The sequence below is a fragment of the Mycobacterium sp. 1482292.6 genome (assembly GCF_001672995.1).
Classification (GTDB): Bacteria; Actinomycetota; Actinomycetes; order Mycobacteriales; family Mycobacteriaceae; genus Mycobacterium; species Mycobacterium europaeum_A.
On record NZ_LZKV01000049.1, the window covers coordinates 42,960 to 64,378 of the forward strand.

The 21,419-nt window shown below is 69.8% G+C and carries 20 protein-coding genes; 4 read left to right on the forward strand and 16 right to left on the reverse strand.

Annotated features, from left to right (window positions below):
• Positions 1–110 precede the first annotated feature (110 nt).
• Genes A5624_RS04370 through gatC form a run of 3 tightly spaced genes read right to left on the reverse strand, consistent with a single transcriptional unit; the run spans position 111 to position 2,981 of the window.
• Positions 111–1,142, reverse strand: coding sequence for an ATP-dependent 6-phosphofructokinase (locus A5624_RS04370; RefSeq protein ID WP_066862084.1), 1,032 nt, complete (start codon positions 1,140–1,142; stop codon positions 111–113).
• 55 nt (positions 1,143–1,197) lie between these two features.
• On the reverse strand, positions 1,198–2,685 hold the full coding sequence (gene gatA / locus A5624_RS04375) for an Asp-tRNA(Asn)/Glu-tRNA(Gln) amidotransferase subunit GatA (RefSeq protein ID WP_066862087.1): 1,488 nt from the start codon (positions 2,683–2,685) through the stop codon (positions 1,198–1,200).
• Positions 2,682–2,981, reverse strand: coding sequence for an Asp-tRNA(Asn)/Glu-tRNA(Gln) amidotransferase subunit GatC (gatC, locus tag A5624_RS04380; RefSeq protein WP_066862090.1), 300 nt, complete (start codon positions 2,979–2,981; stop codon positions 2,682–2,684). The genes gatA and gatC overlap by 4 nt, the downstream gene beginning before the upstream one ends.
• Before the next feature lie 116 nt (positions 2,982–3,097).
• Here gatC and A5624_RS04385 point away from each other — a divergent pair, with 116 nt between their 5' ends.
• A complete protein-coding gene (locus A5624_RS04385) occupies positions 3,098–3,754 on the forward strand; it encodes an amino acid-binding protein (RefSeq protein WP_156748800.1) in 657 nt (218 codons plus the stop codon).
• Between the two features lie 50 nt (positions 3,755–3,804).
• On the opposite strand, the gene A5624_RS04390 is transcribed toward A5624_RS04385, so the two are convergent.
• The 9 genes from A5624_RS04390 to A5624_RS04430 form a co-directional block, all read right to left on the reverse strand.
• The gene (locus A5624_RS04390; protein WP_066862093.1) at positions 3,805–5,049 is read right to left on the reverse strand and encodes an HNH endonuclease signature motif containing protein; all 1,245 of its coding nucleotides are present in this window, start codon (positions 5,047–5,049) and stop codon (positions 3,805–3,807) included.
• Positions 5,050–5,204: 155 nt separating this feature from the next.
• A complete protein-coding gene (locus A5624_RS04395) occupies positions 5,205–8,138 on the reverse strand; it encodes an RND family transporter (protein WP_066862096.1) in 2,934 nt (977 codons plus the stop codon).
• Positions 8,135–8,581, reverse strand: coding sequence for an MmpS family transport accessory protein (locus tag A5624_RS04400; protein WP_197518915.1), 447 nt, complete (start codon positions 8,579–8,581; stop codon positions 8,135–8,137). Before A5624_RS04400 ends, A5624_RS04395 begins: the two co-directional genes overlap by 4 nt.
• A gap of 165 nt (positions 8,582–8,746) precedes the next feature.
• On the reverse strand, positions 8,747–9,355 hold the full coding sequence (locus A5624_RS04405) for a TetR/AcrR family transcriptional regulator (protein WP_156748802.1): 609 nt from the start codon (positions 9,353–9,355) through the stop codon (positions 8,747–8,749).
• Positions 9,356–9,412: 57 nt separating this feature from the next.
• Complete coding sequence (locus A5624_RS04410) at positions 9,413–10,525, reverse strand: cystathionine gamma-lyase (RefSeq protein WP_066862107.1); 1,113 nt, start codon at positions 10,523–10,525, stop codon at positions 9,413–9,415.
• A gap of 4 nt (positions 10,526–10,529) precedes the next feature.
• Positions 10,530–12,611 carry an NAD-dependent DNA ligase LigA gene (ligA, locus tag A5624_RS04415; RefSeq protein ID WP_066862110.1) on the reverse strand — a complete coding sequence of 694 codons (2,082 nt, stop codon included), beginning with the start codon at positions 12,609–12,611 and terminating at the stop codon, positions 10,530–10,532.
• Between the two features lie 43 nt (positions 12,612–12,654).
• Complete coding sequence (locus A5624_RS04420; RefSeq protein WP_066862114.1) at positions 12,655–12,972, reverse strand: helix-turn-helix transcriptional regulator; 318 nt, start codon at positions 12,970–12,972, stop codon at positions 12,655–12,657.
• Positions 12,969–13,451, reverse strand: a complete 483-nt coding sequence (locus A5624_RS04425) for an SRPBCC family protein (protein ID WP_066862118.1) — start codon at positions 13,449–13,451, stop codon at positions 12,969–12,971. The genes A5624_RS04420 and A5624_RS04425 overlap by 4 nt, the downstream gene beginning before the upstream one ends.
• 64 nt (positions 13,452–13,515) lie before the next feature.
• The gene (locus A5624_RS04430; protein WP_066862121.1) at positions 13,516–14,544 is read right to left on the reverse strand and encodes a methionine synthase; all 1,029 of its coding nucleotides are present in this window, start codon (positions 14,542–14,544) and stop codon (positions 13,516–13,518) included.
• Positions 14,545–14,643: 99 nt separating this feature from the next.
• Here A5624_RS04430 and A5624_RS04435 point away from each other — a divergent pair, with 99 nt between their 5' ends.
• Positions 14,644–15,288, forward strand: a complete 645-nt coding sequence (locus A5624_RS04435; protein WP_197518916.1) for a sensor domain-containing protein — start codon at positions 14,644–14,646, stop codon at positions 15,286–15,288.
• On the opposite strand, the gene mnmA is transcribed toward A5624_RS04435, so the two are convergent.
• From mnmA to A5624_RS04455, 4 genes are read right to left on the reverse strand one after another with little or no spacing between them, the layout of a single operon-like run.
• A complete protein-coding gene (mnmA, locus tag A5624_RS04440) occupies positions 15,289–16,365 on the reverse strand; it encodes a tRNA 2-thiouridine(34) synthase MnmA (RefSeq protein ID WP_067184973.1) in 1,077 nt (358 codons plus the stop codon).
• The gene (locus A5624_RS04445) at positions 16,366–17,544 is read right to left on the reverse strand and encodes a cysteine desulfurase family protein (protein ID WP_066862127.1); all 1,179 of its coding nucleotides are present in this window, start codon (positions 17,542–17,544) and stop codon (positions 16,366–16,368) included.
• Positions 17,545–17,577: 33 nt separating this feature from the next.
• The gene (locus tag A5624_RS04450) at positions 17,578–18,480 is read right to left on the reverse strand and encodes a 1-acyl-sn-glycerol-3-phosphate acyltransferase (protein ID WP_066862130.1); all 903 of its coding nucleotides are present in this window, start codon (positions 18,478–18,480) and stop codon (positions 17,578–17,580) included.
• Positions 18,477–19,316, reverse strand: a complete 840-nt coding sequence (locus A5624_RS04455; RefSeq protein ID WP_066862135.1) for a GNAT family N-acetyltransferase — start codon at positions 19,314–19,316, stop codon at positions 18,477–18,479. Before A5624_RS04455 ends, A5624_RS04450 begins: the two co-directional genes overlap by 4 nt.
• 173 nt (positions 19,317–19,489) lie before the next feature.
• On the opposite strand from A5624_RS04455, the gene A5624_RS04460 reads away from it, so the two are divergent.
• Together A5624_RS04460 and A5624_RS04465 are read left to right on the forward strand one after the other, a co-directional pair.
• Positions 19,490–20,971, forward strand: coding sequence for a cryptochrome/photolyase family protein (locus A5624_RS04460; protein WP_066862137.1), 1,482 nt, complete (start codon positions 19,490–19,492; stop codon positions 20,969–20,971).
• Positions 20,968–21,348, forward strand: coding sequence for an SRPBCC family protein (locus A5624_RS04465; protein ID WP_066862140.1), 381 nt, complete (start codon positions 20,968–20,970; stop codon positions 21,346–21,348). The genes A5624_RS04460 and A5624_RS04465 overlap by 4 nt, the downstream gene beginning before the upstream one ends.
• Positions 21,349–21,419: the final 71 nt, after the last annotated feature.

Genomic DNA, 21,419 nt, shown 5'->3' on the forward strand with positions numbered 1-21,419 from the left:
CGTTCCGGAAACCACCAAAAGGTGGCGATCGCAAACCACCTGGATCGTTAGCGGGCTAATTCAGGCCGCGGTTCTCTGCGGTCCACCGAATGTTCGCCCTATGGGCGCGTCTAACCGAAGAACGCGGCGGCGTCGTCGTAGCGGCTGTCGGGGACCAGCTTGAGCTGACGCACCGCGTCGGCCAACGGAACGCGGCCGATATCCTGCCCGCGCAGCGACACCATTTGGCCGTATTCCCCGGCGTGCGCGGCGTCGGCCGCGTTCACCCCGAACCGGGTGGCCAACACCCGGTCGTAGGCGGTCGGGGTACCGCCCCGCTGGACGTGACCGAGCACGGTCACCCGGACGTCCTTGTTGATCCGCTTCTCCACCTCGGCGCCGAGCTGGGCGGCCACGCCGGTGAACTTCTCGTGGCCGAATTCGTCAATCCCGCCTTCTCGCAACGCAATCGAACCGGGAATGGGCTTGGCGCCCTCGGCGACCACGCAGATGAAGTGCGAATCTCCGCGCTGGAAGCGCCTTTTCACCAGCCGGCAGACCTCTTCGACGTCGAAGGGCTGCTCGGGGATCAGGGTCATGTGTGCGCCCGACGCCAGACCGGCGTTCAGCGCGATCCAGCCGGCGTGGCGGCCCATCACCTCGACCAGCATGACCCGCTGGTGCGATTCGGCGGTGCTGTGCAGCCGGTCGATGGCGTCGGTGGCCACGGTCAGCGCGGTGTCATGGCCGAAAGTCACGTCGGTGCAATCGATGTCGTTGTCGATGGTCTTGGGGACACCGACCACGGGAACATTCTCCTCCGAGAGCCAGTGCGCGGCCGTCAGCGTGCCCTCCCCGCCGATGGGGATCAGGACGTCGATTCCGTTGTCGTCCAGGGTCTGCTTGATCTGGTTCAGCCCGGCCCGCAGTTTGTCGGGATGCACGCGGGCGGTGCCCAGCATGGTTCCGCCCTTGGCCAGCAGACGGTCGTTGCGATCGTCGTTCTGCAGCTGGACGCGGCGGTTCTCCAGCAATCCGCGCCAGCCGTCCTGGAATCCGACCACCGACGAGCCGTACCGCGCGTCGCAGGTTCGCACCACCGCCCGGATGACCGCGTTGAGTCCGGGGCAGTCGCCGCCTCCGGTGAGCACTCCGATCCGCATGGTTTCATCTTGCCTGGGACGGCGGGGTTATGGCGCGATTAGCCGCGACGGCTCACTAGACGGTGGGCGCCGAGGGCAGCGGCCCGCGGGCCGCCTCGTAGGCGGCGCCGACCCGGTAGAGCCGGTCGTCAGCCAGCGCCGGCGCCATGATCTGCAGCCCGACGGGCAGGTCGTCGTCCGGCGACAGACCGGCCGGCACCGACATGCCGCAGTGCCCCGCCAGATTCAGCGGCAGCGTGCACAGGTCGAACAGATACATCGCCAGCGGATCGTCGACCTTCTCCCCCAGCCGAAACGCCGTGGTCGGGGTCGCGGGCGACACCACCACGTCCACCGAGCGATAGGCCTCGTCCAGGTCGCGGGCGATCAGCGTGCGCACCTTCTGCGCCTGGTTGTAATACGCGTCGTAGTAGCCGGCCGACAACGCATACGTGCCGATCATGATGCGCCGCTTGACCTCCGGCCCGAAACCGGCAGCCCGCGTCAACGCCATCACCTCCTCGGCGCTGTGGCTGCCGTCGTCGCCGACCCGCAGCCCGTAGCGCATCGCGTCGAAGCGGGCCAGGTTGCTCGACACCTCCGACGGCAGGATCAGGTAGTAGGCGGCCAGCGCGTACTCGAAGTGGGGGCAGTCGACCTCGCTCACGTCGGCGCCCAGGGCGGTCAGCTGCTCGACGGCGGCCTCGAACGCGCTCAACACCCCGGGCTGATAACCCTCGCCGCGTAGCTGCTTGACCACTCCGACGCGCACGCCCTTGAGGTCACCGTCCGCGCCGGCCCGGGCGGCGCCCACGACGTCGGGCACCGCCGCGTCCACCGACGTGGAGTCGCGGGGGTCATGCCCGGCGATCACCTGGTGCAGCAGTGCGGTGTCGAGCACCGTGCGCGCGCACGGGCCGCCCTGATCCAGCGACGACGCGCACGCCACCAGGCCGTAGCGCGACACCGTGCCGTAGGTCGGCTTGACTCCCACCGTTGCGGTGAGCGCGGCGGGCTGCCGGATGGAGCCGCCGGTGTCGGATCCGATCGCCAGCGGGGCCTGGTACGCGGCCAACGCCGCCGCGCTGCCGCCGCCGGAGCCACCGGGCACCCGGTCGACGTCCCACGGGTTGCGGGTGGGCCCATAGGCGGAGTTCTCGGTCGAGCTGCCCATCGCGAACTCGTCCATGTTGGTCTTGCCCAGGATCGGGATGCCCGCGGCGCGCAGCCGCGAGGTGAGAGTGGCGTCGTACGGGGAACGCCAGCCCTCGAGGATCTTGGACCCGCAGGTGGTGGGCATGTCGACGGTGGTGAAGACGTCCTTGAGCGCCAGCGGGACCCCCGCCAGCGGGGACGGCAGCCGCTCCCCGGCGGCCACCGCCTCGTCGACGACGGCCGCCGCCGCCAGCGCCTCGTCGGCCGCCACGTGCAGGAAGGCGTGGTAGCGGTCGTCGGTCGCGGCGATCTGGTCCAGGCATGCCTGGGTGACCTCGACCGAGGACACCTCTTTGGCGGCGATCCGGGCGGCCAGGGTGGCGGCGTCGGACCGGACGATCTCGTTCACTCGGCGTCCCCCAGGATCTGCGGGACGCCGAAGCGGCCGTCGACGGCCTCGGGCGCCTCGGCCAGCGCCTCGGCCTGCGTGAGGCAGGGTGCCGGCTGGTCGGGGCGGGTGACGTTGACGTCCTTGAGCGGGTTGTCGGTCGCCTCGACGCCGGTGACGTCCACCGCCTGAACCTGGCTGACGTGGGTCAAGATGGCGTCGAGCTGGCCGGCGAAGCTGTCGAGCTCGCTGTCGGTCAGCGCCAGCCGGGACAGCCGGGCCAGGTGCGCTACCTCGTCGCGGGAGATCTGGGACACGATCCGAAAGCCTAGCCCGCCGCGTCCATGGCGCTGGCGTGACGTTGGGCGACCACCGTCACACCGCCGTGACGCTCGGCGGGCAGAAGCCACATGCCTGTGCAACAGTGTTGGCCGTGCCCTCCTATCTGTTGCGCATCGAGCTCGTCGACCGGCCAGGCAGCCTGGGGTCGCTGGCGGTGGCGCTCGGTTCGGTGGGCGCCGACATCCTGTCGCTCGATGTGGTGGAGCGCAGCTCGGGCTACGCGACCGACGACCTGGTGATCGAACTGCCGCCCGGCGCCATGCCGGACACGCTGATCACGGCCGCCGAGTCCCTGTCTGGTGTCCGGGTGGACAGCGTGCGCCCGCACACCGGCCTGCTGGAGGCGCACCGCGAACTCGAGCTGCTCGACCACATCGCCGCGGCCGACGGCAAGGCCGCACGACTGCAGGTTCTCGCCAACGAGGCGCCCAAGGTGCTGCGCGTCAGTTGGTGCACGGTGTTGCGCAGCGCGGACGGCGAGCTCCAGCGCCTGGCCGGCAGCCCCGGCGCCCCGGAGACCAAGGCGGACTCGGCGCCCTGGCTGCCGATCGAACGGGCCGTCACGCTGGACAGCAGCGGCGACTGGGTGCCCCAAGCGTGGCGCGACATGGACATGACGATGGTCGCGGCCCCGCTGGGCGATCCGCACACCGCCGTGGTGCTCGGCCGTCCCGGCCCCGAATTCCGGCCCTCGGAGGTCGCCCGGCTGGGTTACCTCGCCGGGATCGTGGCGACCATGCTGCGCTGACGGGCAGCAATTCCATCGATACCGTCGGCCGGAGACCGCGCAGAACCTAGCTAGTTGGTTGTCGGTGGTGGGTGGGGTTGGAAGGGTGTGTACCACCACCAGTCGGCGCGTTCGCCGATCGGTCCCGGACACGGCGCCACGGTGGGCGGGGGACGAGTGGGTGAACGCGCCAGCGATCCCGGGCTCAGCACTTGGCCTTCGTCGTCGCGGACCACGAGTGCGTGTGCGGGCCCGGTGATGGTGATGACACCGCGATGGTGCAACCGGTGATGGTAGGGACATAGCAGGACCAGGTTGGCCAACTCGGTGGGGCCGCCGTCTTCCCAGTGCCGCAGGTGGTGGGCGTGCAGGCCGCGGGTGGCACCACAACCCGGGACCGCGCAGGTGCGGTCGCGGTACTCGAGCGCGCGGCGCAGCCGCCGGTTGATCACCCGCGTCGCCCTTCCGGCACCGATGACCTCGCCGTGGCGTTCGAACCACACTTCGCACGTGGCATCACAGGTCAGGTATTGGCGGTCGGCATCGGAGAGCAATGGACCCAGATGCAGCGCCGCGGTGGGTTTTTCCATGTCGAGGTGCACCACCACGGTGGTGTGCTGCCCGTGCGGGCGCCGCGCCGCCTCGACATCCCACCCGGCCTGCACCAGGCGCATGAACGCCTCGACCGTGCCCGGCAACGGGGGCCGCTGATCACCCGCGCCGGTGGCCTGATCGTGCTTCCACTCGGCGATCACCGCATCACGATGCGACGCCACCGCGGCGTCGAACTTCGCCGCATCGGGGGGCGGAAGCGTGATCCGGTAGCAACTGCCCGTCTCGGTGGCGGTCGCGGTGAACGAGCGCTCAAGCTCGGGCCGGGGCTCGGGGTCGGGCCGCGGTTCGAGCTTGATCGCGGTACGCAACTGGTTCACCGTGGCCACCGCGGCGAGCTCGGCGTAGTGGTCATCAGACCCTGTACCGGCCCGCGCCGCGATCACCCCAACCTGGTCCAGCGACAGCCGGCCTTCTCGCATGCCGGCGGCGCAGCGTGGGAACTCCTCAAGCCGGCTCGCGATGGTGGCGATCGTGCGCGCATTCCCCGACGAACACCCCGTCTTCCAAGCCACCAACGCCGGCACCGACCGCGCCCCGGTCATCCCGCACAACTCGTCGCGATCGATCTCGGCCACAATCTCCACGACGCGCCCATCAATCGCATTACGCTGACCGGTCAACTCCGCCAGTTCGTCGAAGAGCTCCTCGAGACGTTCCTTCGGGGACGCTTCGACGCCGGCTGCAGTCACGGTCGCGGACATGACGCCATCATCGCAGCCACCACCGACAAATCCGGGCCGCCGGATGCCCGCTGAAGAGTTCGGTGCACGCATCCCCCAGCCCATGCCCGACAGGCACAGCCTCGGCCCACTGCACACACCGCGAATCCCGATCCGTGAGCCGAAATCAGGTCGCGCTAGGGCGCCTGCGCTTTCGATCCGGCCATCGATGCGGACCCTGATCCCGACATCGCGACAGGGTCGTCGTCCTCCCACAGCAGCAGCTGTCGAACCGCCGGGCGTGGGCCGTAGGGCCGCAGCATGGTGCTGGCCGGGCGTGGCCGCACCCGTTGTGGCCACCAGAACCAGCGCCCGAGAAGCCTTGCGACAGAAGGCGTCATGAATGACCGCACGATAAGCGTGTCGAACAACAGGCCGAGCCCGATCGTCGTCCCGATCTGACCGAGCACCTGAAAACCGCTGAACACGAACGCACACATGGTGACGGCGAAGACGATGCCCGCCGAGGTGACCACCGAGCCGGAGCCGGCCATGGCCCGGATGATGCCGGTATTCAGGCCCGCATGGATCTCTTCCTTGAACCGCGAGATCAACAGCAGGTTGTAGTCCGATCCCACCGCCAGCAGCAGGATCACCGCCAGCGCCAGCACGACCCAATACAGCTCGATGCCGAAGATGTACTGCCACACCAAGACCGAGAGTCCGAAGGACGCCCCCAGCGATAGCGCGACGGTGCCCACGATCACCAGCGCGGCGATCAGGCTGCGCGTGATGATCATCATGATGAGCAGGATGAGGCTCAGCGCGGCGAACGCCACGATCATCAGGTCGTATTTGGCGCCGTCCTGGATGTCCTTATAGGTCGAGGAGGTGCCACCGAGATAGACGTGCGCGTCGGCCATCGGCGTGCCCTTCAGGGCCTCATGGGCCGCCTTGGCCATCGGGTCGATGTGCGAAATGCCTTCCGGCGTAGCCGGATCGCCCTCGTGGGTGACGATCATCCGGACGGCCTTGCCGTCCGGGGACAGGAACAGTTTCAGCCCACGCTTGAAGTCGGGGTTGTTGAACACCTCGGGCGGCAGGTAGAAGGTGTCGTCGTTCTTGGCCGCGTCGAAGGCGCGCCCGAGCGCGGTCGCGTTGTCGATCGCGGCCGCGGTCTGCGCGTAAATGCCGGACAGCGTAGCGTAATTCGCAAGAGTCAGATCGCGGTTGGTCTGCTGGCTCGCGATCTGCGGCGGTATCAGCGCCGTCAGTTTCGGTTGCAGCGCGTCGAGCTTGTCGAGGGAGGCCGTGAGGTTTTCGAACTTTTCGGTGAGCTGGTCAATGCCGTCGAGCGCGTCGAACAGCGACCGGAACGCGAAGCAGACGGGAATGTCGTAACAATGCTTCTCCCAATAGAAGTAGCTGCGCACCGGGCGGAAGAAGTCGTCGAAGTTCGCGATCTTGTCGCGCAGGTCCCGGATGGTGACGAGCGTGTCGCGGAAACTTTCGGTCTCCTCGTGGGTGGTGCCGGCAAGTTGTTGTTGCAAGGCGTACTGCTGCTTGAGGATGTCGATGGTCTTGCTCAGCTCGTTGGCCTGCTTGAGGGCGTCGTTGGCCCGATCCTGTTGATAGGTCAGGTTTTGCTGTTGCGCCGCACTGGAATTGCTGACCACGAAGGCGAGTGAGCTGTGGACGAGCGGGGTCCCCAGCGGCCGGGTGATGGTCTGCACCTGCGCCACACCCGGAACGTGGAACACCGCCTTGGCCACCTTGTCCAGCACGAGCATGCTCTCCGGGTTGCGCATGTCGTGATCGGTTTCGACCATCAACAATTCGGGCTCCAGACGGGCCCGCGAGAAGTGCTTCTCGGCGGCCGTGTACCCGATGTTGGCCGGCGCGCTGGCCGGCATGTATGGGCGGGTGTCGTAACTGGTCTTGTAGCCGGGCAGGGCGAGCAGGCCCACCAGGGCCAGCGCGCACGCCGCCGCGAGCACCGCTCCGGGCCAGCGGACGATGGCGGTGCCGATCCGCCGCCAGCCGCGGGTTCGGATCGCCCGTTTGGGGTCGAAGATGCCGACCATGGCGCCCAGGGTGAGGATCGCCGGCCCCAGGGTGAGCGCGGCGAACAGCGCGACGAGAATGCCCAATGCGGCTGGGATACCCAGGCTTTGGAAGTAGGGCAACCGGGTGAAGCTCAGACAGGCTACCGCGCCCGCGACGGTGAGCCCCGAACCCAACACGATGTGTGTCGTGCCGTGATACATGGTGTAGAAGGCTTTTTCGCGATCCTCGCCGGCGCCGCGCGCCTCCTGGTAGCGGCCGACGAAAAATATCGCGTAGTCGGTGCCGGCCGCGATCACCAGCAGCGTGAGCAGATTCGTGGCATACGTCGACAGCCCGATCACGCCGGCATTACCCAGGAACGCGACAAGGCCTCGGGCGGCGGACATTTCGATGAGCACGGTGGCGAGCACCAGCAGCGTGGTGAGCACCGAGCGGTAGACGAAGAACAGCATCAGCGCGATCACCCCGATGGTGATCCCGGTGACCTTCGCGGTGCCCTTGCTGCCGACGTCGAACTGATCGGAGATCAGCGGCGCCGCACCGGTCACATAGGTCTTGACGCCCGGCGGCGGTTTCATGCGCTCGATGATGTCGCGCAGCGCCCCGACACCCTCGTTGGCCAAGGCCGAGCCCTGATTGCCGGCGAGGTTCACCTGAACATAGGCGGCCTTGCCGTCGCTGCTCTGCGATCCGGCCGCCGTCAACGTGTCGCCCCAGTAATCCTGGACGTGCTGGACGTGTTTGCGGTCCTGCTCGATCCTGCGGACCATCTCGTCGTAGAACCGGTGGGCTTCGGCGCCCAGCGGTTTGTCGCCTTCCAGCACGATCATCGCCGAGCTGTCGGTGTTGAACTCTCCGAACTTCTCGCCGATGCGCTTGATCGCCTTGAGCGACGGGGCATCTGGGGAGTTCAGCGCCACGTTGTGAGTCTTGCCCACGTCTTCTAGCTGCGGGACGGCGATGTTGGTGATGGCGGCCAGCGCCACCCAGAACAACAGGATCGGCAGCGCGAGCCGGCGGATGGTGCGCGGCACGAAGGGCCGCGACTGCTCATGGTTTGTCATCCAGATTTATCCAGACAGAAGGTGTAGGCGTCGACTTTGTGGACGGTGCGTTGGTCTTTCACTTCACCGTTGACGATGATGCGGCAGCCCAGGGTGTCGCCGTTGCCCTGCGCGACGACGTTGCCGATCACCGCGGGCTCGGTGCTGGTGATGGTGAATGACCACGGCAAGGGCGCGTCCTTGACTTGCTGGGGCTGGGCGTTGACGTCAAGGTAGTTGATGGTGGCGGTCGCCCCCGGGTCGCCGAACACCTCGAGCACGACCCGCTTGGGGTTGAACGGGACGATCTCGGCCGCCAGCCCGCTGTTGGCCGCCGTGTTGTCGTGCGAGCCGAAGATGCCGTGCAGGCGATAGATCCCGAATCCCGCGAGCGCCACGACCAGCACCGCGACGAGCACCATCCATCCCCGCCTCACCAGGGACGCAATCGAAAAGCCTTTCACCCGTTAGCCTTTCGAAGATCGGGCCACAAGATCACGCTCAAGCCAACTGCGGCTGCCAACCTCGTGAGCGTGATCGACAGCTATGACAGTACGGTACGGGACCGTACTGTACAAGAGACGCGCGCGTACATATTTCCCACGGGCGGGCGCGGGCATGCGGCGCCGTTACCCGGCGGGCTTGGTCAGGCCGGGGATGAGAAACCCGTCGACAAACGCCTGCACGGTGTCACGGGTGGGCGGGCGACCGGGAATGATCGACCGGAAGATGAGGTAGCCGGGCAACAGGTCCCAGAGTTCGTCGGTGATGACGTCCTCGGTGATCTCGCCCCGGGCGACGGCCTGACGCAGCACGTGCTGGATCGTTGCCTTGCGTTGGTCGAGGAATTGATGCTGCAGGGCGTCATTGAGCGCGGGGTGTCGCGACACCTCGACCATCACCGCGCGGATGGTGCCGGCGTGCTGTCCGCACTCCAGGCTGATCGTCTCCCCCAGGCTCAGCAGATCACCGCGCAGCGAGCCGGTATTCGGCGGGACGGCCACCTTGCGGACGCCTTCGATGAAGGCCGCCAGCACCAGCTCGGCCTTGGACGGCCAGCGCCGATAGACCGTGGCCTTGCTGGCCCGCGCGGCGTTGGCCACCGCGTCCACCGTCAGCTGGTCATAGCCGTGTTCCTGCAGTAGCGCCAGGGTCACGGCCAGGATTTCGGCCTCGCGCGGCGACCACGGCGATGCGTGCTCGCACCGATCGGCCGTCTGGGTCATAGAGCCCACGATAGAGCCGCTCGGGCGATGCGGACCAATTTCCGCCAGTCCGGCCCGACGGATGTCGCGTCAGCGCGAGGGCAGCAGCGCGCGTTCGATGTCGGTGAGCAGGTCGTCGGTGTCCTCGATACCCAGTGAGATGCGCGCGAATCCGTCGGGGACCGGGTCACCCCAGCGCGCCCTGCGGTCCACCGAGGTGTGCAGGCCACCGAAACTGGTGGAGGCGACCAGCAGTTCGCTGCGGTCCACCAGCGCGTGCACCGCGGCCGCATCGGCCAATTCGACCGAGACCAGCGCCCCGAATCGGCGCATCTGGGCCATGGCCACTTGGTGCGCCGGGTCGTCGACCAAGCCCGGATAGCGCACCGTCCGCACGGCCGGGTGACGGGCCAGCATGGTCGCCACCGCCCGGGCGTTCTGGCATTGCCGTTCGAAGCGCAATCCCGCAGTTCCCATGCTGCGCAACAGAAGCCACGCCTCGAACCCGCCCAGGATCGCACCGGCGGACTGCCGGTGGCGCCGCACCGCGGCGAGCAGCTCGGGCTGATCGGTGGCGACGTATCCGGCCAACAGGTCGCTGTGACCCGACAGGGCCTTGGTGGCGCTGGCCACCACCGCGTCGGCGCCCAGCGACAGCGGCTGCTGCCCCAGGGGCGTGGCGACGGTGTTGTCGACGATTAACCGGGCGCCGCGCCCCCGGCAGATGGTGGCCAGCCGGTGCAGATCAACGACGTCCAACGCCGGATTGGTGGGGGTCTCGGCCAGCACCACGTCGGCCCCCACGGCGGCGTCATAGATCTGCGCACTCGACGCCTCGATGACGCTCACGCCCGCCGGCGCCAGGTCCTCGCGGGCATAGCGGCGAACTTCGTAGTAACCGTCGGCGGGTATCACCACCGTCGATCCGGGGGTCGCCAGGGTCCGCAGCACCGCGGCGATGGCCGCCATGCCCGAGCCGAACACCAGCGCACCGGCCGCCCCCTCCAGCTCGGCAAGTGCGGATTCCAGTTGCCGCCAAGTCGGATTGGAGTCGCGGCCGTAGTTGTCCACGGCACCGGACTCGTCGCCGGACAGGTGGTAGGTGGAAGCCAGCACCGGCTGCGGGGCCACCGGCTGACCCGGAATTGCTTGAGAATCAACGGCTTTGAGGCTGCGCGTGGAATCACCGTACCGATTGCTCATCGGCTCAGTCCGCGGGGGTCTCGGTCGGACCCTCGGCGAGCAGTGTCCGGAAGCCGTCCTCGTCGAGGACGGGCACTCCCAGCTCGATCGCCTTGTCGTACTTGGAACCCGGCGAATCACCGGCCACGACGTAGTCGGTCTTCTTCGACACGGAGCCGGCGGCCTTTCCGCCGCGCGCCAGGATCGCCTCCTTGGCGTCGTCGCGGGAGAAGCCGGCCAGGGACCCGGTGACCACCACCGTCAGCCCCTCCAGCGTGCGCGGCACGCTGGTGTCGCGCTCGTCGGCCATCCGCACGCCTGCGGCGCGCCACTTCTCGACGATCGCGCGGTGCCAATCGACGGTGAACCACTCGGTGAGCGCCGCCGCGATCGTCGGGCCGACGCCCTCCACCGCGGCCAGCCGCTCCGTCGATGCCGACATGATCGCGTCCAGGTCGCCGAACTCGGTCGCCAGGGCGCGCGCGGCCGTCGGGCCGACATGCCGGATCGACAACGCCACCAGCACCCGCCACAGCGCCACCTGCTTGGCCTTGTCCAGGTTGTCCAGCAGCCGCCTGCCGTTCGCGGACAGGGAACCGGCCTTGGTCCGGAACAGCTCCGTGCGCAGCAGGTCGTCCTCGCTGAGCGTGAACAGGTCGCCCTCGTCGGCGATCACGCCGGCTTTCAGCAACGCGATGGCGGCCTCGTAACCGAGCCCCTCGATGTCGAATGCACCGCGGCCGGCGACGTGAAAGACCCGCTCGCGCAACTGCGCCGGACAGGACCGGGCGTTGGGGCAACGGATGTCGGCATCGCCCTCCTTGGCCGGCGCCAGCGGGGTGCCGCACTCGGGACACGCGGTGGGCATCTCGAATTCGCGTTCGGAGCCGTCGCGCAGATCCACGACGGGGCCGAGCACCTCCGGGATCACGTCACCGGCCTTGCGGATCATCACCGTGTCGCCGATCAGCACGCCCTTGCGCTTGACCTCGGCGGCGTTGTGCAGGGTGGCCAGCCCCACCGTCGACCCGGCCACCTTCACCGGCGTCATGAATGCGAACGGCGTGACGCGTCCGGTGCGCCCGACGTTGACGCGGATGTCGAGCAGCTTGGTCTGCGCCTCCTGCGGCGGGTACTTGTAGGCGACGGCCCACCGCGGCGCGCGCGAGGTGGTTCCCAGGCGGCGCTGCAGGGCGACGTCGTCGACTTTGACGACCACGCCGTCGATTTCGTGCTCGAGGTCGTAGCGGTGTTCACCCCAGTAGGCGATCCGCTCCTCGACGGCGGCCAGGCCGCGCACCCGCGCGGTCTGTGCGGCCACCGGCAGCCCCCAGGCGCTCAGCGCGGCGTAGGCCTCGTGCTGGCTCTTGGGCGCGAACCCCTCGGTGCGGCCGATGCCGTGGCAGATCATCCGCAGCTTGCGCCGGGCGGTGACGGCCGGGTTCTTCTGGCGCAGCGACCCGGCCGCGCTGTTGCGCGGGTTGGCGAACGGCGCCTTGCCGTCCTCGACCAGGCTGGCGTTGAGCGCCTCGAAATCGGCGAGCAGAAAGAACACCTCGCCGCGCACCTCGAGCAGGGCGGGGACCGGGAAGTCCGCGCCGGCCGACAGCCGCTCCGGGACGTCGTCGATGGTGCGCGCGTTGAGCGTCACGTCCTCGCCGACCCGGCCGTCGCCCCGGGTGGCGGCGCGCTCCAACCGGCCGTCGCGATACACCAGCGACAAGGCCACCCCGTCGATCTTGAGTTCGCACAGGTAATGCGGTTGTTTGCCGACCTCGTTCTCGACGCGGTTGCTCCAGGCCACCAGCTCGTCGCGATCGAAGACGTCGTCGAGGCTCAGCATCCGCTCCAGGTGCGCCGCCTCGGCGAACTCGGTGGCGAACCCCGCGCCGCCGACCAGCTGGGTCGGCGAATCGGCCACCCGAAGCTCGGGATGCCGCTCCTCCAGCGCCAAAAGTTCGTTGAACATCGCGTCGAAGTCCGCGTCCGAGATGATCGGGGCGTCCTTGATGTAGTAGCGGAACTGGTGTTCGCGGACCGTTTCGGCCAGGTCCTGCCACTGCCGGCGCACCTCGGGCGATACCGAATCAGCTTCTGCTGAGCTCACCTTGGCAGGCTATCCGAGGACACCGACGCAAAACCCGGCGCGCTCAGTCCTGGACGTAAGAGCGCAACCGATCCACGGCGGCATCCCACCGGCGGGACAGCTGGCTCAGGTAGTCGCTGGCCGACGCCAGCGGCTCGGTCCGCACCGTCCACACCCGCTCGCGGCCCCGCCGGCTGCTGGTCACCAGCCCGACGGACTCCAGCAGCTGCAGGTGCTTGCTGGCCGCCTGCCGGGTGACCGGTATGACGCTGGTGACCTGTGATGTCGAGCTCGGGCCGTGATCGCAGAGCCGCACGATGATGCGCAGCCGGTTGGGGTCACCGAGCGCGTCGAAGAGCGGCGCGTCGACGGCGACTTTCATACCCGGACGCCCTCGACGTACCGGCGCACCAGCGTGGTCTGGATCGCCCAGCCTTCGCCGTTGGCCTCCAAGGACGGGCCGCGACGTGCCGGTGGGATCGCCTCGAACCCGGACTCGGTGATGGTCAGCAGCACGCCGTCGGGCCGCTCAGCCAGGGTGAACTCGACGAGCGTGGTCGGCTCCTGGTCGTAGTCGATGTCGGGGTCGACGGCGAACGGATGCCAGCGGTAGGCGAACCGGCGCGGCGGCTCGACGGCGACGATCTGCCAGGTGCTGCGGACTCCGGTGTGCGGCTCCTGACGCCTGGCCACCTCGCCGTCGACGGTGGTGGGGGTGATCGCGGCGGTCACCGACGTTCCGGCCACGAACGGCCCGTCGAACCGCACCCCGAACCAGCGTCCGAACTCCTCGGCGTCGCTGATGGCCCGCCACACCCGGTCGAGCGGCGCGCGCAGCACGACCTGCTTCTCGATCTTCATGTGCAACCTCCTGGTTGCCTATGAGTGCACCACATCGCGGCCCAAAACGCAACCAATTGGTTGCCTATCCGATGGCGTCGGGGTCCTCGGCGAACATCTCGGCCGCCTTGCGGGCGAGCCCGATCGCGGCGCGGGCCCACTGCGGCGTGGCACCGGCCAGCCCGCAGGCGGGGGTGACGCCGATGCGGTCGCGCAGCGCCGGGCGGGCGAAGCCGAGGCGGTCGGTGACGGCGACCACCGCGGCGGCAACCTCCTCCGCCGCCGGGCGGCGTGGCGGGGGCTCGGCGCCGAGCACCCCCAACACGACGGTGCGGCCCGGCTCCACGAACTCGGCGATGCCGTCCAGGTCCGCGGCGGTCAGCGCACCCGCGTCCACCGACACGGCACGAAATGCGCTGCGTTGCAACAGTTCCCATGGGATACCCGGGGCGCAGCAGTGCAGCAGCACCTCGCCCCCGACCGTGTGGGCGCAGCTGTCGAGCAGGCCGGCGGCCAATTCCTCCTCGACGGGCGCCACCGGGCTCAGCGAGGTGACCCCACTCAGCCCCCCGCCCAGCGCTTTGGGCAGCGACGGCTCGTCGAACTGGACCACCACCTCCGCCTCGAGCCGGCGGGCCATCCCGGCCCGATGCGCGGCCACCCCCTCGGCCAGCGACGCGGCCAGGTCGCGCAGCGCCCCGGGGTCGGTGATCGCCCGGTGGCCGTTGGCCAGCTCGATTTCGGCGGCCAGCGTGATCGGGCCCGGCGCCTGCACCTTCACCACCCGGCCGTCGTTGCGCAGGCCGGCGGCCTCCCAGGCCTCCTCCAGCGCGTCCATGTCCTCGTCGAGCAGGCTGATCGCGCGGCGGGTGACCGCGCCGGGCCGGGCGGCAAGCCGGTAGCCGCGCGGCACCGTGTCGATGGCCACGTCGACCAGCAGCGCGCCGGCCCGGCCGAGCATGTCGGCACCGACGCCGCGGGCGGGCAACTCGACGATGTGCGCCAGCGCGCCCGCCAGTTCGCCCACCACGACTGCGGCGGCTTCCCGCGCGGCGCGGCCGGGCCACGATCCGACACCGCTGGCGGTGGCGAAGGGATGGGCGAAAACACTCACCCGGCAACCGTATTCGACGTCGCAGCACCCCCCGGTCGGCAGGGGTCTGTGTGCGCGCTGGCCGCGCGGGTAGGTTCAACGCAAAAGGGGTGCGTAAAGGTGTCGCAGAAGGCGAAATCAGCGTGGCTGCCGCTGTTGTGCGCGGCGGTGGCGCTGGTGGCGTCGTGCACCCGGGTGGTGGACGGCGCGGCCCTGGCGGGTTCCGGCGCCAACCGCAGAGTGGTGCACGGCGTCGACGTCGACGCGATCCTGCTGGACCAGTCCCGGATGCGCGCGATCACCGGCGCCGGTGAGCATCTGACCATCATCCCCTCGATGGACGGCACCAGCCCGGTGGACATCGACGCGCTCGCCGAGACCGCGCCGCGCGAGTGCCGGTTCATCTACGCCGAGACGGCGACGTTCGGCCGCGACCTGGAGGCATTCCACAAGACGACCTTTCAGGACCCGCCCGACGGCGCGCTGATCTCCGAAGGCGCCGCGGCCTACCGCGATGCCGACGCCGCCCGGCGCGCCTTCGGCGCCCTGGTGGGCACCGTCGGCGACTGCGCGAACGGCTCGAGCGGGCAGCTCTACGTCGGCGACTGGAACGCCGATGCCACCACGCTGCACCTGCGGCCGGGCGGATGCGGCCGCGACTACCGGATCCTGTCGGTGGCCATGCTGGAGGTCACCTTCTGCGGCTTCGCGCAGTCGGTGTCCGACATCGTGATGACGAATATCTCGGCGAACATGCCGCGTTGATCAGCGTGCGGTGCCGGCGATGGTGGCGCTGCCGAGCACCTCGTCGCCGTCGGGGTCGCGGCGATAGAGCACCAGCGTCTGGCCCCGCGCCACGCCGCGCATCGGGGCGCGCAGTCGCACCACCAGCTCGCCGTTGACCAGTTCGGCTATCGCGTCGGCGGCTTCACCGTGCGCGCGCACCTGAACCGCGCACTCCAGCGGGCCCGACGGCGCGACGCCCGAGGTGAAAACCGGTGCCCGCCCGACCATTTCGTGTATCTCGAGGTCGGCGGCCTCCCCCACCCGCACCGTGGCCGTCTCGGCGTCGATCGCTGTCACGTAGCGCGGGCGGCCGTCGGGTCCCGGTCCGGCGATGCCGAGTCCCTTGCGCTGCCCGATGGTGAAACCGTGTACGCCGTCGTGCTCGGCGAGCACCGTGCCGTCCGCATTGACCACCGCGCCGCGGCGCACCCCGATGCGCTCGCCCAGGAACGCGCGGGTGTTGCCCGAGGGGATGAAGCAGATGTCGTGGCTGTCCGGCTTGTCGGCGACGGTCAGGCCGCGCCGGGCGGCTTCGGCCCGAATCTGCGGCTTGGGGGTGTCCCCGATCGGGAACACCGCGTGCCGCAGCTGCTCGGCGCTCAGGACGGCCAGCACGTAGGACTGGTCTTTGTCGTGATCGACGGCCCGGCGCAGCCGGCCGTCGGCGAGCCGGGCGTAATGGCCGGTGGCCACCGTATCGAAGCCCAGCGCAACGGCTTTCGCGGACAGCGCCGAGAATTTGATCTTCTGATTGCACACCACACACGGGTTGGGCGTTTCGCCGCGCGCGTACGACGCCACGAATTCGTCGATGACGTCCGCGGCGAACCTCTCCGCGAAATCCCATACGTAGAACGGAATTCCGAGCACGTCGGCGACGCGGCGCGCATCGGAGGCGTCCTCCTTCGAGCAGCACCCCCGCGAGCCGGTGCGCAGCGTGCCGGGCGCGCTGGACAGCGCCAGGTGCACGCCGACCACGTCGTGTCCGGCGTCGACCATCCGGGCGGCGGCGACCGACGAGTCGACGCCGCCGCTCATGGCGGCAAGCACTTTCACTTAGGACGCCCCCGCGGCGGCCAGCGCGGCCCGTCGGGCGCGGTCCACCGCGCCCGGCAGCACGCGCAGCACGGCGTCGACGTCGGCGTCGGAACTGGTGTGCCCCAACGAGAGTCGCAATGATCCACGCGCGGTGGCCGCGTCGGCGCCCATCGCGATCAGCACGTGCGAGGGCTGCGCGACGCCCGCGGTGCACGCCGATCCGGTCGAACACTCGATCCCGTTGGCGTCCAGGAGCATCAACAGCGCATCGCCCTCGCAGCCGCGGAAGGTGAAGTGTGCGTTGCCGGGCAGCCGCAGCGGGTCGCGGGCCCCGTTGAGGGTGACGTCCTCGATGCCGCCCAGCACGCCGTCGACCAGCCGGTCGCGCAACGCCCGCAGCCGGGCGCTGTTGGTCTCGAGCCCGTCGACCGAGATCCGGGCCGCCGCGGCCATTCCGACCGCACCGGCGACATCGGCGGTGCCCGAACGGATGTCGCGCTCCTGCCCGCCCCCGTGCGCCAGCGGCACGCAGGCCACGTCGCGGCGCAACAGCAGCGCACCCACGGCCGGCGGGCCGCCGAACTTGTGCGCGGTCACGCTCATCGCCGACAGCCCGCTGGCGGCGAAGTCGACCGGTAGCTGCCCCACCGCCTGGACGGCGTCGCTGTGCATCGGCACGCCGAATTCGGCTGCGACGGCGGCGAGTTCGGCGGCCGGCAGGACGGTGCCGACCTCGTTGTTGGCCCACATCACCGAGACCAGCGCGACGTCGTCGTGGCGCGTGAGCACGTCGCGCAGCGCCGCGGCCGACACCGACCCGTCGGGGGCGGTCGGCAGCCAGGTGACCTCGGCGCCCTCGTGCTCGACGAGCCAATTGACCGAGTCCAGCACGGCGTGGTGTTCCACCTCACTGGTGACGATGCGCCGGCGGCGCGGATCGGCTCCTCGTCGGGCCCAGTAGATGCCCTTGACCGCCAGGTTGTCACTCTCGGTGCCGCCGGCGGTGAAGATGACCTCCGAGGGGCGCGCGCCCAGCCGGTCGGCGATCAGCTCGCGGGACTCCTCGATGCGGCGCCGCGCCGCCCGGCCGCTGGTATGCAGCGAGGACGCGTTGCCGACCGTGCCGAGCACAGCCGTCATCGCCTCGACGGCGGCGGGGTGCATCGGGGTGGTGGCGGCGTGATCGAGGTAGACCATGACGCGAACCACGATACCGGCCCGCCCGTTTGCTCAGGCCACCAGCACGTGCCCGTGACCAGCGCGCCGGATGGTTTCGCCGCCCACCGCGGACTGGCAGCGGTGGGCCAGGGCGCGCCGGTCGGTCCCCGGGAGCTGCAGGGACTCGACGCGCACCCGCGCCAGCGTGCGCGGCACGACGAGCAGCCGCCGAATGGAGCTCAGCAGGGTCTCGTCGCCGACGAAGGCCGGCACCGTCGAGGGGCTGCCGTCGACGTGGTGATAGGTCAGCCGCACGGGCTGCACCGGGCGGCCGGCATCGATCGCGGCCTGGAACATCGCCGGGTAGAAGGCGCCGCGGCCTTGATGCGATTGTCCGGCTTCTTTTCCGGCCGTGTCCCGACCGGCATCGTCGCCGGACACTCCGCACCAGGTGGTGCCCTCCGGGAAGGCCACCACCGTCTGACCGGCGCGCAGCCGGCGGGCGACGGCGTCGACCACGCCGGGCAGCCGCCGCAGACTGGACCGCTCGATGGGGATGATCTTCAGGATGCGGGCCACCACCCCGGTCGCGCGGCCGGTGAACATGTCGGCGCGCGCGACGAACGACCCGGGCAGCACCGAGCCGATGGCGAAGACGTCGAGCCACGACATGTGCGGGCTCACCACCAGCACCCCGCGCAGGTTGCGAATCGGGTTGCCCGTCACGGTGATTCGCACCCCCAGGCAGCGCAGCACCGCGCGGCAATAGATGCGCTGCGCGCGGGTGCGGCCCGGCAGCGGCACCGCCAGCAGCGGCAGCCCCGGCGCCAGCAGCAGCGCCAGCGTGAGGCGAAGGGCGATCCGCAGCGTCACCCGCAGCCGTCGCGGCGTCGCCACGTCGCCCACGCCCACGCAGCCCGCATCGCACGAGGCGCGCGGCAGCCAGGAGTGTCCGGTGCCCGCCGGGGCGTTCATCGCCGGCCGCCCGCCATTTCCGATGCCGCCGACACCGACCGGAGGCGTTTGAGATATCGGGTGTCGGCGTGCGCCTTGTCCAGCAGGACGCAGAAATCGCCGACGCCGAAGTCGGGGTCGTGCGCGGGTTCGCCGCACACCTGGGCGCCCAGCCGCAGGTATCCGCGCATCAGCGCCGGAACCGACGGCCGCGCCGGCGGCGCGATGTCGTCGATCGCCGTCCCGTTGACCACCACCGGCCGGTGCGGGTACACCCGGTGTTCCGGCGGTGCCGCGTGCCGGTCGAGGATGAAGTCGCGGACGCCGCGCAGCCGGCTGCCCGGCGCCGGGCCGTCGTCTTCATCGCCGATGGGCACCGACACGCATCCGGTCACGTGGTCGTAGCCGTAGCGGTCCAGGTAGGCCAGGATGCCCGCCCACATCAACAGCACGACGCCGCCGTTGCGATGCCCATCGCGCACCACGGCGCGTCCCATCTCCACCAGGGACGGCCGCAGCGGGTCCAGGGCGCGGATGTCGAACTCGGTGGCGGTGTAGAGGCCCCCGGCCGCGATGGCGCCGGCCGGCGCCAGCATGCGGTAGCAGCCGACCAGCTCGCCGGTGTCGTCGTCGCGCACCAACAGGTGGTCGCAGAACTCGTCGAACCGGTCGAGATCCCGCCCGTCCTGGCCGGCCGCCGGCAGTGCGAAGCCGGGGGTGCTGGTGAACACGTCGTACCGGAGCCGCTGCGCCGCCTCGATCATGGCGGGGTCGGTGGACAGCAACAGGGAGTAGCGCGGTGTGGCCGCCGCGCCGGTGGGCTTTTCGCTGGGTATGAGGACTGAAGCGATGCTCATGAAGCCCAACGTGGCGTAGTCGATGAGCTAGTCGGCATCGCCGCTGTGACGTGTCGGTGCACGTGAGATGACGAAATGCCGCGGTTGAGCACCGAGTGTTGCGGGTAGAGCGTGCAAGATGACGATCCACTCGGGGATTCAGGCTCCGTCGTGAAGCACACCGCGGCCGCGGTATGAGCCCGGACACGCGCCGTTGGTGCTTCGCCGATCAGCTGGGCCCCCACTTCCTGGACCACCGCGACCAGCCGGTGTTGCTCATCGAGTCCCGCGCGGTGTTCGGGCGCCGCCGCTTTCACCGCCGCAAGGCCCACCTTGTGCTCTCCGCGCTGCGCCACCGCGCGGCCGAACTGGGCGATCAGGCGCTGTTCCTGCGGACCCGCACGTACGGCGAGGCGTTGGAGCGGGTGCGCGAGCCGATCAGCGTGTGCCAACCCACCACCTGGGCCGTCGACGGGTTCGTCCGGTCGCGGCCGGCGATCGAGGTGTTGCCCGCGCGCGGATTCTGCACCGACCGCGCGGATTTCGACGAGTGGGCCAAGCGGCAGCGGACGCTGCTGCTGGAGAACTTCTACCGCGACGCCCGGCGCCGGTTCGAGCTGTTGATGGACGGGGAACAACCGGTGGGCGGGCGGTGGAACTTCGACGCCGACAACCGAGAGCCGGCTCCGAAAGGCGCCGAGACGCTGGGCGTGCCCGCGCCGTGGCGACCCGACGAGGACGAGATCGACGAGCAGGTGCGCGCGGACCTGGACCGCTGGGAGCGCGACGGCGACGCCGCCTTCGTCGGTCGCGACGGGCCGCGCGAATTCCCCGTCACCGCAACCGAAGCGCAGACCGCGCTGGCAGTGTTTGTGCGGGATCGGTTGCCGCACTTCGGCCCTCACGAGGACGCCATGCTCTCCGGTGACCGTTTCATGGCGCACAGCCTGCTGTCGGCGCCGATGAACCTCGGGCTGCTCGACCCGCTGGACTGCGCGTACGCGGCCGAGGACGCCTACCGCGCGGGCAACGCCCCGCTGGCCAGTGTCGAGGGTTACATCCGCCAACTGATCGGGTGGCGGGACTACATCTGGCACGTCTACTGGTATTTCGGGCCCGATTACCGGCGCCACAACGCGCTCCAGGCGCACGCGGCACTGCCGGAGTGGTTCGCCGAGCTCGATGCCGACGCCGTCGAGGCCCGCTGCCTGCGCGACGTGCTGGCGCAGGTCCGCGACCACGGCTGGGCGCACCACATCCCGCGGCTGATGGTGCTGTCCAATTACGCGTTGCAGCGCGGCTGGGATCCCGCCGCGGTCACCGACTGGTTCCACCGGTGTTTCGTCGATGGCTACGACTGGGTGATGGTCGCCAATGTCGTGGGCATGTCGCAGCACGCCGACGGCGGGCTGATGGCGACGAAGCCCTACGCCGCGGGCGGCGCGTACATCAACCGCATGAGCGACTACTGCGGGCACTGCGTGTATCGCCCGGCCGAGCGGGTTGGCGAGCGCGCCTGCCCCTTCACTGCCGGCTACTGGATGTTTCTGCAGCGCAACAAGAACTATCTGGGGGGAAACACGCGCATGTCCCAACCGTTGGCAGGCCTGCGAAGGCTCACCGATCTCGATGACGTCGTCGAACAGCAGCGTCGGCTTGGGCAGGCCGCGCCATGATCCTCACCGCGGATCGGCAGATCGCGGCGTCGCCGGCCGCGGTGTGGGAGCTGCTGGTCGATCTGGACGCGTGGCCCAAGTGGGGGCCGACGATCCGTGGCGCGCGGCTCGATGAGCCACACACCGAGCTGGGCCTGCACGCGACGGGCATGGTCCAGACGTCGCTGCTGGTCTCTGCGCCGTTCGAGGTGACCGAGTTCGATCCGGGCCGATCCTGGGCGTGGAAGGTGGCCGGTGTCCCGGCGACCCGGCATCGGGTGGACCCGGTGGGCGACGGCGCGCGGGTGAGCATGTCGGTGCCGTGGTGGGCGGCGCCCTACCTGACGGTGTGCTCCATCGCCGTGCGCCGCATCGACGCGATGCTGACCGGCGCCTAGCCGCGTCGGGGCCGCCCCGGGAACCGATGTGTGACTTCGCAATCCGCTAGCGCCGGTGCTGGCGGTTTCGG

What these genes read in the sequence shown, in the direction of transcription:
- A5624_RS04395 (WP_066862096.1), bottom strand. Translation starts at nt 8,138, where the DNA reads ATGACAAACCATGAGCAGTCGCGGCCCTTCGTGCCGCGCACCATCCGC.
- A5624_RS04465 (WP_066862140.1), top strand. Translation starts at nt 20,968, where the DNA reads ATGATCCTCACCGCGGATCGGCAGATCGCGGCGTCGCCGGCCGCGGTG.
- A5624_RS04460 (WP_066862137.1), top strand. Translation starts at nt 19,490, where the DNA reads ATGAGCCCGGACACGCGCCGTTGGTGCTTCGCCGATCAGCTGGGCCCC.
- A5624_RS04410 (WP_066862107.1), bottom strand. Translation starts at nt 10,525, where the DNA reads ATGAGCAATCGGTACGGTGATTCCACGCGCAGCCTCAAAGCCGTTGAT.
- A5624_RS04390 (WP_066862093.1), bottom strand. Translation starts at nt 5,049, where the DNA reads ATGTCCGCGACCGTGACTGCAGCCGGCGTCGAAGCGTCCCCGAAGGAA.
- A5624_RS04450 (WP_066862130.1), bottom strand. Translation starts at nt 18,480, where the DNA reads ATGAACGCCCCGGCGGGCACCGGACACTCCTGGCTGCCGCGCGCCTCG.
- A5624_RS04425 (WP_066862118.1), bottom strand. Translation starts at nt 13,451, where the DNA reads ATGAAGATCGAGAAGCAGGTCGTGCTGCGCGCGCCGCTCGACCGGGTG.
- A5624_RS04370 (WP_066862084.1), bottom strand. Translation starts at nt 1,142, where the DNA reads ATGCGGATCGGAGTGCTCACCGGAGGCGGCGACTGCCCCGGACTCAAC.
- A5624_RS04455 (WP_066862135.1), bottom strand. Translation starts at nt 19,316, where the DNA reads ATGAGCATCGCTTCAGTCCTCATACCCAGCGAAAAGCCCACCGGCGCG.
- A5624_RS04445 (WP_066862127.1), bottom strand. Translation starts at nt 17,544, where the DNA reads ATGGTCTACCTCGATCACGCCGCCACCACCCCGATGCACCCCGCCGCC.
- A5624_RS04420 (WP_066862114.1), bottom strand. Translation starts at nt 12,972, where the DNA reads ATGAAAGTCGCCGTCGACGCGCCGCTCTTCGACGCGCTCGGTGACCCC.